The following is a 12,398-nucleotide window of genomic DNA, read 5'->3' as shown; positions in this document are numbered from 1 at the left end:
GTCAGTCTTCAGTTTGAAGGGGATTATTTCAGTTATGACAATACAACGTATTACAACTACGAGCTGAGTGCCCGATATACTTTCAGCATGGGGCTGGGTATCGAAGCCGGGTACAAAGGCATACATCTTGATAGCAATGATCTTGCAGAGGGCCTGGCTGTCGACATGGATTTTAACGGCATTTACGGTGCCGTCGTATGGGATTTCTAATGGCAAAAACAGCAAACAGCGATCCGCAGAGGCATACTCCCCGGAAGAAACGTTTTCGTGATATTAAACAAGGTAGAATAACAAAAAAAACTTCTCAGGAAAAATCGCAAAAACCAAAAAGAAATTATGCTTCCAAGGGGGAAAAAGTAAAAGCCTTTCTGACCGACTCGTTTATGCTTGTAATGCCCATTATGTATATTGTTTTTTACCTGGTAATGGGTGGAAGGGAAGGTTTTGCCGCACACAAGGCACTGGGATGGCTTTATATTCTTGTGCCTCTTATCGTTATCCAGACCGCTTTCATGTACAAAACAGGTCAGACACCCGGATACCGTGCCTATGATCTTACCCTCATAGATGAAAGTACCGGAGAAAAGCCTTCACTTTTTATTATTTTTTTTAGAAATGTCGCGGCTGTACTCTCACTTTTCACAATTTTTGGCTGGCTCATGATGTTCTTCCGAAAAGATGCAAAAACCCTGCATGACCTTTTAAGCAATACAGCTGTTATTTGTCTGCCTGAATCAAAATGAAACTGAAAGTACGGCCGGAATTCTTCTCCCCCATTCTTGGAGCCTTCTACTTTTTTTATTTTGCGCTGGTCGGTGTTTATGTCATTTTCATGCCCAAAGTCCTGTTGGAACTTGGCTATTCCACCATAGAAGTTGGGGTTATCTATGCCGCTGCACCTTTTATGCGTTTTCTACTGCCTTTCATCTTTAGACACTATATTGCACTGACCCCGAAAGTATATATTCTTTCTCTCGTTCTTGCCGTTATCTCTACACTGCTCTTTCTGGGAACAGTCAAAAGTTTTGGACTCTACCTTGTCGCAAACCTGCTTTTCGGTGCAGCGGTAGGTATTTCGCTTCCCTATGTAGAAACCATTGCACTTGCTTCACTGACCAAAACATCTTACGGCAAGATCCGTCTCTGGGGATCACTGGGATTCATGGGGATTGCACTTTGGCTGGGGAAAGTTCTGGAAGTCCCCTATGAAGCACTGTATTACCTGAATGCTGCAACGTTTCTTTCCCTGGTATTCGGTACTTTACTGGTCAGGTATGATACTACCGTCCATTCGGCAGCGCAGGATGACAGTGCTTTCTCCCTGTCAAAATACTGGGCTTTCTGGGTATCAGTTTTTTTAATGCAGGTAGGTTTCGGAGGATTTTACAACTTTTTCACCATTTATGAAACTTCACACGGCATCTCATTGGAAATGACAAGCTGGATGTGGAGTTTTGGTGTGGTCTGCGAAATTGTCATGCTCTATTTTCAGGGACCTCTCCTGCAGCGCAATCTGCTGAATATTCTCCAGTTCGCCATCCTTGTTACTGTCATCCGATGGATGATCCTCTACCTCTTCCCCGGCTCTGTTCCCTGGACCTTTGCATCACAGTCACTCCATGCTGTCTCTTTTGCACTCTATCATACCGCCTCGATTACCTATGTTTTTTCACTTTATTCCCAAAAAAAACTGGCACAGCAGTTCTTTCTCGGTATAGCATTCGGGCTGGGTGGTTCAGTTGGGGCAATACTTTCGGGCCAAATTTACGGCAAAAATATGTTTCTTGTTGAAGCATGTATCACCTTTATGGCATTTGCGGTATTATTGATACATCAAAAAAGAAAGGAGGCTGCTGCATGAAGTATACAATACCGGCAGTCATTTTTGCCGGCGGGAAAAGCTCACGTATGGGCAGGGACAAAGCACTGCTTCCCTTTGGACAATACCCGACACTGGCGGAATACCAGTATAGAAAAATGCAAAATATATTTGAATCCGTCTATCTTTCCGCGAAAGAAAACAAATTTGCTTTCCCTGCCGAACTGATCTGTGACAGATATGAAGAAAGTTCACCGCTTGCAGGTATCGTTTCAGCTTTTGAAACGCTGGACACGGATGCACTTTTCGTTTTAAGTGTTGACGCTCCGTTTGTCACTGAAAAGGTAATTGCTGCCTTGTTTGAAGCCAATCGGAAGAATGCCGATGCCGTTATAGCCAAAAGTCCGGACGGCATACAGCCTCTCTGCGGTATTTACAGACGTTCACTCTTGCCTTTTGCCAAACAGCAGCTTCTGGATAACAGACACAGGCTGACTTCTCTTCTTAATCAGAACAGAAGCAGGTTTATAGCATTTGAGGACAATACATCCTTTGAAAATCTTAACCATCCCCATGAGTATGAGGCAGCGATTAGACGTTCTGTTTGATACGCTGTTCCTCATCCAGCATTTGCATCATCAGTTTTTTGGAGAAGAAAAGAAACTTTTCAAACAGTGTACTGTGGTACTTGTCCTTATGGTAAATCATCAAAAAATCACGTTTACAGTCAAAATTCTTGACATTCACTTCAAACAGTTTCCCTTCTGCAATTTCATTTCTGACAGAAATTTTTGAAATACAGGTAAAACACTCCCTGTTCAGCAAAATACTCTTGATCGACTCCGTATGTCCCAATTCAAAAAAGATATTTAAATCACTCACTTTGTCTTTCAGATAATTGAGAAAGACTTCTCTCGTTCCGGAACCCTCTTCACGAAGCACCCAGCGTTTCTGCGCCAGTTCATCAATATAACAGGGTGCCGCCATGGCTTTATTGGCGGTAATGACAGCCAGTTCATCTACTCCTATTTTTTCCTGAATGATATCGGAACCGTTCACGATCCCTTCAACAAAAGCCACATCAATGTTTCCGGCTTTGATCATTTCGACGATCTCTTTGGTATTGCCTTCTTTGAGTGTGATCTTCACATCAGGGTAAGAACTCATATAGCTGCAAATAATCGAAGGCATCAGATAATCTACGATCGTTGTACTTGCTCCGACACGGATCATTCCTTTGTTCTCTGAGTTTTTAAATTCATATTCAATATCAGAAAGCTTTTTAAAGATCGGATCAATCTCTTTGTAAAAGGCCCGTCCCACTTCGTTGAGTACCAATTTTTTATTGATCCTGTCAAAGACGGGCCGCCCCAGAATATTTTCCAGCTCTTTGATGGACATGGAAATCGCTGATTGGCTCAAATTCATTTTTTTTGCCACATTGGTAAGGTGACCGGACTCGACCACATTGAGAAATATTTCCATCTGTCGAAGTGTTATTTTCATAATGCTCTCTTTGTTCTAAAAAATTTATTATCTTTTTGTATTGAATTTATTTGCTTATTGTATCAAAATTATAGTAGTATTCCAAAATAGTTATCAATTTTTTTGAATTTAACTTGACTAACCTAAAAGGATTTATATGGCTTTTTCTCCTGAAAACCGCAAAGGTACCCTCAGTGGTATTTTGTTCGTTGCGATATTCGCTGCGGGCGCAACTTATATTGCCGGACTCGGACCGGTCAAAGCACTGGGGCTGTCCCCTCTTGTCATCGGTATTGTCATGGGTATCTTTTACGCCAATACACTGCATAACCAAACTCCTGTAGAATGGCATAGCGGTATCACCTTTTCAGGTAAAAAAATTCTACGTTTTGCCATTGTAGTGTACGGTTTCAGAATCACCTTTCAGGAAATCATGGCCGTAGGTATGGATGGATTTCTCGTTTCTCTGATCATGCTCTCTTCCACGCTGATATTCGGCTCATGGATCGGCACAAAGATATTCAAGATGGAAAAAGACACTTCTATCCTTACTGCTGCGGGTGGAGCTGTGTGTGGCGCAGCCGCTGTACTGGCAACCGAGCCCGTCTTGAAAGCAGAAGAGTACAAAACTGCTGTAGCTGTTTCCATGGTCGTACTCTTCGGTACCATTTCTATGTTCCTTTACCCTGTACTTTATACAACGATCATTGAACATGCTTCAGGCTTCCTTCATATGACAGCAAGGGAATTCGGGATCTATGTAGGCGGTACCATCCATGAAGTGGCACAGGTCGTTGCCGTACCAGCCTCTGTACCGGGTTCTCCAAAAGAAATGGCTGATGCAGCGGTAATTGTCAAAATGACCAGGGTTATTATGATCGCACCGATGCTGATCATCCTCGGTCTCTACCTTGCCTGGGATGCCAGACGCGCAGGTGGCGAGCATAGCGGAAAAACCAAACTCGTTATTCCCTGGTTTGCCGTTTACTTCATTTTGGTTGCAGGATTCAATTCGTTCCATTTTATTCCGGAAAATATTGTTCATGTTATTAACGAGATAGATACCTTCCTGCTTACTATGGCAATGACTGCACTGGGTATGGGAACGATCTTTGCCAAGTTCAAAGGTCTTGGCCTCGCACCAGTCTACACAGCCCTCAGTATGTTTGTCTGGCTTGTTGTAGGCGGGTTCATAATCACAAAAGTGATCGTAGAGATATTATAGGCTGCTTTCGTGACAGGGTGCGCAATTGCGCACCCTACTTTCTTCTTCTGTAACTCAATGCTTCAAGTATATCTTTTTTCTCGATTTTCTCATGTCCGTTAATATCTGCTATGGTACGTCCCACTTTTTTGACTGAGGCAATGCTTCTGTGTGAAAGCCCGAACCTGGCGATGGCACCTTCAAGTACCTTGCCCGCATCGACAGTTAAAAGACAATAACGCTCTATCTCGTTTTCAGCCAGTTTACCGTTAAGCCTTTCCTGCCCCCGCTCTTTCTGTTTGATAAATGCTGAAATCACCGCCTTATGCATTGCCTCTGAGCTAATATCTCCTTTATCATCGATATTGACTTCCTGCATGACCACAAAAAGATCAATACGGTCAAGAAAAGGGTCTGAAAGTTTATTCTGATAACGCTTGATCTCCACTTCGGAACAACGGCAGGCCTTGGTTTTTGAAAGCAGGTTCCCGCAGGGACAGGGATTTTGTGCTGCAACGAACATAATATCCGCCTGGTACTCTATCTTGGCATTGACCCTGGCAATATGTACTTTCTTGTCCTGCAGCGGTTCTCTCATCGCTTCAAGCACATTTTTGGAAAAATGGGGGATTTCATCAAAAAAAAGTATCCCGTAATTGGCAAGCGCAACTTCGCCGATCTTTGCCTGTCCGGAACCCCCGCCGAAGATAGAAGCAGAAGTTGCCGTATGATGTGGGGAACGCATAGGGCGTATTGCCTTGAAGTCCGGTGTCTGGCCATCAAGAAACTGATGCTTGGCAATAGAAAGAAGCTCCTCTTCATACAGCGGCGGAAGTATGTCTTTCAGCCGTTTGGCGATCATACTCTTTCCGCAACCCGGATTACCCTCCATAAAAAAATTGTGCATACCAGCCGCCGCTATCATAGCTGCCCTTTTGGCAATCAGCTGACCTTTTACCTCAGCAAAGTCACTTTCAAAACTCTCTTCATAATAGTAGGGTTTTCCTGATATTTCCAGTGATCTTGCTTCATAGGAAAACTGCTTTGTATGGGCTTTAAACTCTTTTTTCTTCAAAAGCTGTATAGTCTCGGAGAGTGTTTCCACCGCAATAAAATCTACACCGGAGATATGACTCAAATGTTTGATGGCTTCCAGGGGAACGATTGCTCTTCTGATCAATCCCTGCTCTTTGAGAGAAAGGATAAGGGGGAAAAGCAGCGTGGAACTTTTCACACGCCCGTCAAGGCCAAGCTCACCGAAAACAAACAAACCCTCTTCTGTAAAGGCATTTTTGTTCAGTGCTACCAGGAGAGCCAGTGAAAGGTCAAAATGTGTGCCGTTCTTCTTGATGTCACTGGGAGACAGATTGATTGTTATCTTCAAAGGGGGAAAAACAAAATCATTGGTCAAAAGTGCAGATTTTACACGTTCTTTCGCTTCCTGTATATCATTGGAAGCAAGACCTACCACGGAAAATCCGGGTAATCCTTTGGTAAAAGTAGCCTCGACTTCTATCACCTTGGCATTGACACCTTCAAGTGTTGCACAGGCAAGACGGTTCACAATGGCCGGCTGTTTTTCTTTGACTTTTATTTTTTGGTTTTGGGGTGGAAGATTACCACTATGCGTTTTTGCATTCATAGTCGCAGTATGACACAAGAATACGGCAGAAGATCAAAAATATGTCATATTGTCATATTTCTATCTGTATAAACAAAGGGTTTCTTCTGCCCAAAATACTATTTGTTCCGCTTTGCCCACTCTTTTTCAAATTTTTTGCGTTTGAGAAAAGAGAGTTTCTCAATGAAAACCTTTCCATCAAGATGATCGATCTCATGCTGCATAGCGATAGCAAGAAAATCATCATCTTCAATGGTATGCTGCTCACCGTTTCGGTCAAAATAGGTAACTTTGACATGTTTGGCACGTTCTATATCTTCATAAATACCGGGAACAGAAAGACATCCTTCCTGAAATTTTTCAGAACCGTCTTTCTCGACAATGACCGGATTGATCATTTCAAGGGTATTCTCTTTAGGCTGGTCATGCTCACCTTCCTCTTTTTCAAGAGGTACATTGATGATGAGAGCACGAAGATCAACACCAACCTGAATGGCCGCCAGTCCCACACCGTTGCGTGCGACCATCGTTTCATACATATCGTCCAGAAGATCATGCAGTGTACCGTCAAACTGCTCAACTTCTCTTGAAATCTGCTTTAAACGTTTATCGGGGTAAATCACTATCTCTCTGACCATTCTCTGTCCTATGAAAACGATTTAGTGAGTACTTTATCGATCAGACCGTACTCTACTGCTTCTTTGGCGGACATAAAATTGTCTCTCTCGGTATCTTTTTCAATTTTTTTAGCCGTTTTCCCTGTCTTCTCCGCCAAAATCTCATTAAGCGTATCTTTGAGTCTCTGGATCTCCTGTGCCTGTATCTGGATATCAGTGGACTGTCCCTGTGCTCCGCCTGAAGGCTGATGTATCATAATGCGTGCATGCGGCAGCGCATAACGCTTCCCTTTGGTCCCCGATGCAAGCAGGAAAGCCCCCATGGATGCCGCCTGGCCGATACAGATGGTGACAATGTCGGGTTTGATGTAGTTCATCGTATCGAACATACTAAGACCCGACGTGATCACGCCGCCCGGCGAGTTGATGTAGAAGTAGATATCTTTGTCGGGGTCCTGCGCCTCGAGGAAAAGCAGCTGCGCCACAATGGAAGAAGCGACCTGGTCATTCACCTCGCCGCTGAGCATAACGATCCTGTCTTTCAATAGACGTGAATAGATATCGTAAGATCTTTCGCCTCTGCCGGTCTGTTCTACAACGTATGGAATATAACTCATTTTATGCCTTTAATATCTTTAATATATAGTTAAATAGATTGTGTATCAACTCAAATATACATTAACAAAGTCAATAGCTCTGGAAGGTGCGCACCTGCGCACCCAGTCGGGATTATTTTTGATCCAAACCGAGAAGTTTGCCAAAGAGCTTGTCTTCGATCATTCCCATTTTCACTGCTGGAAGAAGATTGTTCTCCTGGTAGTACTTGATCACCTGCTGAGGGTCCTGTCCGCTCATCATCGCTTCGTAGTAGATCGCCTGTGATACTTCCTGGTCATCTACATTCACGGCCTCTTTTTTCGCAAGTGCATCTACAATGAATGTTGCTTTGACTGAATTTTCAGCCTCTTCTCTTACCTCATCGCGCAGTGCTTCGACTTTTTCAGGATTTTCCTTAAATTCATTGAGTTCAGCTTCACTCATTTCTCTTGCTTTTGCATTGATCTTCGCATCGATCTCCTGCTCAACAATATTATTGGGGAGTGCAAAATCAAAATTCTCAACCAACGCTTCAATCAGCTGAGGCTTGAGCTCTTCATTATAGACTTTGGAAACTTTCTCATTTACGATCTGCTCTTTGAGCTTCTCTTTAAGCGTGTCAAGCGTTGCTTTGTCATCCTGAAGCAGTTTCTGTGCCAGTTCGTCATTCAGTTCAGCCGGTACCTGTTCCTGTATCTCGTGAAGAGTCACTTTGAATTCTGCCTCTTTGCCTGCAAGTTCTTTGGACTGATATTCTTCCGGGAACGTTACGGTAATGGTTTTTTCTTCATCATATTTCATACCGATGATCTGCTCTTCAAAACCGGGGATGAACTGACCAGAACCGATCTTGAGATTGAATTTTTCCGCTTTTCCACCTTCAAAGGCAACACCGTCAACAAATCCTTCGAAATCGATCACGACCATATCGCCGTCTCTTACCATTCTTTTTCTTTTGATCTTTTCGTACGGTGCCTGCTGTGCAGCGATTTCTTCAAGTTTTTCTTCAACTTCTTTTTCTGTCGCTTCCGGTTTTTCAAAAGCCGGAACCGCTTTTTCATAGCCTTCTGCTTCGATCGTCGGTCTCAAAGAGATTTCCACTTCTACTTCGATGCCGTCGTCTTTTTTGTCATATTTCCTAAAGATCGGTTCACCGAGAATATCTGCTGTATTGATACCGGCTTCTTTCACACCAAGGTCGATAAGAGATCTGAGTGCATCTCCTTCAGCATCCTGTCTGAGTTTGTCACCATGAAGTTTTTTTACAACATGCGGAGGCACTTTTCCTTTTCTAAATCCGTCCACTTTCATCTGTTTCCCTGCTTCTCTGGCAAGTTTGTCAACATTGTTTTCGATTACTTTGTTTTCAATGTTACCCTGAACTGCCACATTGGCATCGTCAATCTTCTTTACTGCAACTTTCACTACAATCCTTTATGATATAAATTGCGTGATTTTATCTAAAATTTGATAAAAAACGAATAGAAGTATTTTTCAGACTGAAATCTGGCTATAATCCCATCCATGAAAAAAACCCATGAAAAGATTTTAAAATGGTATAAAACCCATGGCAGAAAAGACTTACCCTGGCGGAACACCACTGATCCCTACTCTATCTATTTGAGTGAAGTCATGCTTCAGCAGACACAAGTCAAAACTGTTTTGGAACGATATTATTTTCCTTTCCTTAAAAAATTTCCTACTTTAAAGGCTCTGGGAGAAGCCCCGCTGGATGACGTATTGAAACTGTGGGAAGGTCTCGGATACTACAACCGGGCAAAAAATCTGCATAAAACAGCTGTCTCCATAGAAAAACTGCCCGAAACCATTGAAGCACTGATGGTACTTCCGGGTATTGGGAAGAACACAGCTCATGCCATTGCTGTTTTCGCCTTCAGACAGCCTGTACCGGTTATGGAAGCCAATGTCAAACGTATCCTCTGCCGTTTGCATCGATTTTCCGTTCCTGACGAAAAAAAACTCTGGCACCATGCCTATGCCATGGTAGACAAAGAACAGCCTTTCGACTATAACCAGGCAATGATGGACATCGGTGCAACACTCTGTCTGCCCAAAAACCCCAAATGCGATCTCTGCCCCCTTAAAAACATTTGCAAAGGGAGAGAAACACCCGAACACTACCCAATCAAGAAAAAAAGGAATGTCCCGGCACGGGAACAAAATATTGTCATTCGTTTGTACGCTGAAAAACTTTCCCTGTGTCAGAGAAGCGGAAAATTTCTGCATGGACTGTGGGGTTTCGAAAAGAGTGACATACCTCCCTGTGCCGCTGAATACATAGGAGAAGTCTCACATACCTATACCCATTTCAAACTGAAATGCAAAGTTTATCTCTATTTTGAAAGCGCACCCGGGCAGGAGCACTATTTTACACCTGAAGAGATAAAAAACCTTGCTGTTTCAAAGGTAGATGAGAAGATTGTTAAACTATACTTGGATACAATTCAGGATAATTGAATTTCTGTGACAAAAAGAGCAAGAGTACATTTGAAAAGGGAAAACATGGACAATGAAAAAGAGTTTGAAGAGGCTGTAACGAAAGTATTGGAACTTTTGGGAGAAGACCCGAAACGCGAAGGCTTGCTTAAAACACCCAATCGTGTCGCAAAAGCCTTGAAGTTCCTGACCGAAGGCTATCATCAGGACCCCGAAGAAATTCTCAACCAGGCACTTTTCACTACCAGCAATGATGAAATGGTCCTTGTGAGAGACATCGAATTCTACTCTATGTGCGAACACCATATGCTGCCTATCATAGGACGTGCGCATGTAGCATACATTCCCGACGGAAAGGTGGTAGGGCTTTCAAAAATACCCCGCATTGTCAATGTCTATGCCAGGCGCCTTCAGATACAGGAGCAGATGACCGAACAGATCGCCGATGCTATTTTAAGTACTATTAAACCCAAGGGAGTGGCAGTCGTAGTCCATGCACGCCATATGTGTATGGAGATGCGCGGTGTCCAGAAGATCAACTCCACCACCGTAAGCTCCGCCCTGCGCGGTCTTTTCAAAAGCGACGAACGTACCAGAAACGAATTCTATAACCTCATCAATACCCCGACGCCGTCGAACTTTTAATCTGTTACTTCATCAGCCAGCCGAGAGCTTCTTCTCTCTTCTGGAAGAATTTTGATTTACCTCTCATCAAGTGGCTCATCATTGCGATGGAATCTTCTTCCCACTTTTTGTTCCCCACAATGGCCATTTTGTCGAATTTGTTACGATGCTTGATACCAAACTTAAAGTCATCCCAGGCAGCCAGAAATTCCCAGCCTTTGAATTTTCTCATATCCACCAGCAGGTCCACCTCCAGATTTTTTGTTTTTTTCAATGCCTTGTCAATCATCGGTACAAAATTTTTGTAATCTTCATGTGTCAACTTTCCCATCATTGCAATTTCAATAAAAAGTCTTTTTTTATTTCGTTTTATTGCTATAGATATTCCGTGCTCTTTAATTTCTGATGCCATTTCTTTTCCTTTTGCTTTAAAGATTTTTTATTATAACACAAGTGCCATTTACCCGCAATCAATCGCTATTAATCTAAATAGGAGTATAATTATCTTCTTTAGATCATTTTTTATGTTACATTAAGAATATCTGCGTAATATGCAGAAAACTTAATTAGGATAAATTTACTCCTAATTAAAAATGAAACTTGTTTTCATAACTATATAAAAACAAATCTGGAAATGCTTTTTGGAAATGAAGCATTCCTATGAGAGCACAGCTCTTGCAGAAGGAGAACCTATCATGAAAGTCTATTTGGACAATAACGCTACTACCATCGTTGATCCGCATGTTTTTGCAGAAATGGAACCCTATTTCGTACAGCGATACGGCAACCCCAACTCACTGCACCTCTTCGCCAGTGAAACACACCCGGCGCTCAAAGATGCCATGGAGAAGATCTACGCGGGTATCCATGCATCCAAAGAAGACAGCGTCGTCATCACTTCCTGTGCGACGGAAAGCAACAACTGGGTACTCAAAAGTATTTATTTCGAGCAGATCCTCACCGGAAAAAAGAACCATATCATCATCTCGGAAGTGGAACACCCCTCCGTTATTGCTACAGCAAAGTTCATCGAAAGCATGGGATGCAAGGTGACCTACCTTCCTATCAATCATGAAGGCATCGTCGATGCACAAAGTGTGAGAGATACGATCACCGACAAAACGGCTCTCGTCTCCGTCATGTGGGCGAACAATGAAACGGGAGCGATCTTTCCCGTCCAGGAGATCGGAGAGATCTGTGCCGAGCACAATGTTCCTTTCCATACGGATGCCGTTCAGGCCATAGGCAAACTGCCGGTGGATGTTCAGAGCTTCAATGTCGACTACCTGACATTCTCTGCACATAAATTCCACGGTCCCAAAGGGGTCGGTGCACTATACATCAAAAAAGACAAAGAACTGATACCCCTGCTGCACGGCGGTTCACAAATGAGCGGTTACCGTTCGGGAACACTCAATGTACCCGGTATCGTCGGTATGGGGAAAGCCATGGAGCAGGCAGTCGATGCCCTTGACTACGAAATGGAAGATATCAGAGAAATGAGAGACGCCTTCGAAGACGAGCTCCTCAAGATCGAAGACACTTTCGTGGTCACTCCGAGAGAAAAGAGAACACCCAACACCATTCTGATCTCCTTCAGAGGTATCGAGGGTGAATCCATGCTCTGGGACTTGAACCGCTCAGGCATCGGAGCCAGTACAGGTTCTGCCTGTGCCAGTGAGGACCTTGAAGCCAACTCCGTAATGGAAGCCATCGGTGCGGCGGAAGACCTCGCACACACTGCCATCCGTTTTTCACTCAGCCGCTATACGACACAGGAAGAGCTGGACTATACGCTTGACGTGGTCAAAAAAGCCGTCGAAAGACTCAGAGGCATCTCGAGTACCTATTCGTATGCGCCTGAGGGTCACGAGAGCGGCCTGGATGCACATCACCATTAAGGGCAACCAAGGGTTTGCCCCTACGTGATCGTAGAGGTGCCCCTTGTGGATACCTTATAAAATTGAATAATAT

Annotated in this window: 13 protein-coding genes and 1 pseudogene; 8 read left to right on the top strand and 6 right to left on the bottom strand. The window is 43.5% G+C overall.

The window, feature by feature from the left end:
• From F8L24_RS00855 to mobA, 4 genes and pseudogenes are all read left to right on the top strand, one after another.
• A pseudogene (locus tag F8L24_RS00855) lies at positions 1–210 on the top strand (hypothetical protein); the annotation flags it as partial.
• Positions 210–743, top strand: coding sequence for an RDD family protein (locus tag F8L24_RS00850; protein ID WP_294951009.1), 534 nt, complete (start codon positions 210–212; stop codon positions 741–743). The pseudogene F8L24_RS00855 and the gene F8L24_RS00850, both read left to right, overlap by 1 nt.
• On the top strand, positions 740–1,861 hold the full coding sequence (locus F8L24_RS00845; protein ID WP_294951008.1) for an MFS transporter: 1,122 nt from the start codon (positions 740–742) through the stop codon (positions 1,859–1,861). The genes F8L24_RS00850 and F8L24_RS00845 overlap by 4 nt, the downstream gene beginning before the upstream one ends.
• Entirely contained in the window at positions 1,858–2,427 is a 570-nt protein-coding gene (gene mobA, locus F8L24_RS00840; protein WP_294951007.1) for a molybdenum cofactor guanylyltransferase MobA, read from the top strand. Before F8L24_RS00845 ends, mobA begins: the two co-directional genes overlap by 4 nt.
• Here the strand turns inward: mobA and F8L24_RS00835 are convergent.
• Complete coding sequence (locus F8L24_RS00835) at positions 2,411–3,325, bottom strand: LysR family transcriptional regulator (protein WP_294951006.1); 915 nt, start codon at positions 3,323–3,325, stop codon at positions 2,411–2,413. The genes mobA and F8L24_RS00835 overlap by 17 nt on opposite strands.
• Before the next feature lie 136 nt (positions 3,326–3,461).
• On the opposite strand from F8L24_RS00835, the gene F8L24_RS00830 reads away from it, so the two are divergent.
• Positions 3,462–4,529: a YeiH family protein gene (locus tag F8L24_RS00830; protein WP_294951005.1), complete on the top strand. Its 1,068-nt coding sequence runs from the start codon at positions 3,462–3,464 to the stop codon at positions 4,527–4,529.
• Between the two features lie 34 nt (positions 4,530–4,563).
• Here the strand turns inward: F8L24_RS00830 and F8L24_RS00825 are convergent, their stop codons facing one another.
• The 4 genes from F8L24_RS00825 to tig form a co-directional block, all read right to left on the bottom strand.
• A complete protein-coding gene (locus F8L24_RS00825) occupies positions 4,564–6,150 on the bottom strand; it encodes a YifB family Mg chelatase-like AAA ATPase (protein WP_294951004.1) in 1,587 nt (528 codons plus the stop codon).
• Between the two features lie 98 nt (positions 6,151–6,248).
• Complete coding sequence (gene def / locus F8L24_RS00820; RefSeq protein WP_294951003.1) at positions 6,249–6,767, bottom strand: peptide deformylase; 519 nt, start codon at positions 6,765–6,767, stop codon at positions 6,249–6,251.
• An 8-nt stretch (positions 6,768–6,775) separates the two neighbouring features.
• Positions 6,776–7,363 (bottom strand): ATP-dependent Clp endopeptidase proteolytic subunit ClpP, encoded by a 588-nt coding sequence (gene clpP, locus F8L24_RS00815; RefSeq protein ID WP_294951002.1) that lies wholly within the window; start codon positions 7,361–7,363, stop codon positions 6,776–6,778.
• Positions 7,364–7,475: 112 nt separating this feature from the next.
• Positions 7,476–8,768 carry a trigger factor gene (gene tig / locus F8L24_RS00810; RefSeq protein ID WP_294951001.1) on the bottom strand — a complete coding sequence of 431 codons (1,293 nt, stop codon included), beginning with the start codon at positions 8,766–8,768 and terminating at the stop codon, positions 7,476–7,478.
• A 99-nt stretch (positions 8,769–8,867) separates the two neighbouring features.
• Between tig and F8L24_RS00805 the strand changes: the two genes are divergently transcribed.
• Together F8L24_RS00805 and folE are read left to right on the top strand one after the other, a co-directional pair.
• Positions 8,868–9,821 (top strand): A/G-specific adenine glycosylase, encoded by a 954-nt coding sequence (locus F8L24_RS00805; protein ID WP_294951000.1) that lies wholly within the window; start codon positions 8,868–8,870, stop codon positions 9,819–9,821.
• 45 nt (positions 9,822–9,866) lie between these two features.
• Positions 9,867–10,445, top strand: a complete 579-nt coding sequence (gene folE / locus F8L24_RS00800) for a GTP cyclohydrolase I FolE (protein WP_294950999.1) — start codon at positions 9,867–9,869, stop codon at positions 10,443–10,445.
• A 4-nt stretch (positions 10,446–10,449) separates the two neighbouring features.
• Here the strand turns inward: folE and F8L24_RS00795 are convergent, their stop codons facing one another.
• Complete coding sequence (locus F8L24_RS00795) at positions 10,450–10,836, bottom strand: STAS/SEC14 domain-containing protein (protein ID WP_294950998.1); 387 nt, start codon at positions 10,834–10,836, stop codon at positions 10,450–10,452.
• A 283-nt stretch (positions 10,837–11,119) separates the two neighbouring features.
• Between F8L24_RS00795 and F8L24_RS00790 the strand changes: the two genes are divergently transcribed.
• Entirely contained in the window at positions 11,120–12,325 is a 1,206-nt protein-coding gene (locus F8L24_RS00790; RefSeq protein ID WP_294950997.1) for a NifS family cysteine desulfurase, read from the top strand.
• The last annotated feature ends 73 nt before the right edge of the window (positions 12,326–12,398 follow it).

Source organism: Sulfurovum sp., from assembly GCF_015493435.1.
Taxonomy (GTDB): Bacteria; Campylobacterota; Campylobacteria; order Campylobacterales; family Sulfurovaceae; genus Sulfurovum.
This window is presented reverse-complemented; position numbering and strand designations above follow the sequence as displayed.

Bases quoted from the DNA above. Each gene is read 5' to 3' on its own strand.
- F8L24_RS00850 (WP_294951009.1), top strand. From the start codon at position 210: ATGGCAAAAACAGCAAACAGCGATCCGCAGAGGCATACTCCCCGGAAG.
- F8L24_RS00830 (WP_294951005.1), top strand. From the start codon at position 3,462: ATGGCTTTTTCTCCTGAAAACCGCAAAGGTACCCTCAGTGGTATTTTG.
- clpP (WP_294951002.1), bottom strand. From the start codon at position 7,363: ATGAGTTATATTCCATACGTTGTAGAACAGACCGGCAGAGGCGAAAGA.
- F8L24_RS00825 (WP_294951004.1), bottom strand. From the start codon at position 6,150: ATGAATGCAAAAACGCATAGTGGTAATCTTCCACCCCAAAACCAAAAA.
- F8L24_RS00790 (WP_294950997.1), top strand. From the start codon at position 11,120: ATGAAAGTCTATTTGGACAATAACGCTACTACCATCGTTGATCCGCAT.
- F8L24_RS00805 (WP_294951000.1), top strand. From the start codon at position 8,868: ATGAAAAAAACCCATGAAAAGATTTTAAAATGGTATAAAACCCATGGC.
- folE (WP_294950999.1), top strand. From the start codon at position 9,867: ATGGACAATGAAAAAGAGTTTGAAGAGGCTGTAACGAAAGTATTGGAA.
- mobA (WP_294951007.1), top strand. From the start codon at position 1,858: ATGAAGTATACAATACCGGCAGTCATTTTTGCCGGCGGGAAAAGCTCA.
- def (WP_294951003.1), bottom strand. From the start codon at position 6,767: ATGGTCAGAGAGATAGTGATTTACCCCGATAAACGTTTAAAGCAGATT.
- F8L24_RS00845 (WP_294951008.1), top strand. From the start codon at position 740: ATGAAACTGAAAGTACGGCCGGAATTCTTCTCCCCCATTCTTGGAGCC.
- F8L24_RS00835 (WP_294951006.1), bottom strand. From the start codon at position 3,325: ATGAAAATAACACTTCGACAGATGGAAATATTTCTCAATGTGGTCGAG.
- F8L24_RS00795 (WP_294950998.1), bottom strand. From the start codon at position 10,836: ATGGCATCAGAAATTAAAGAGCACGGAATATCTATAGCAATAAAACGA.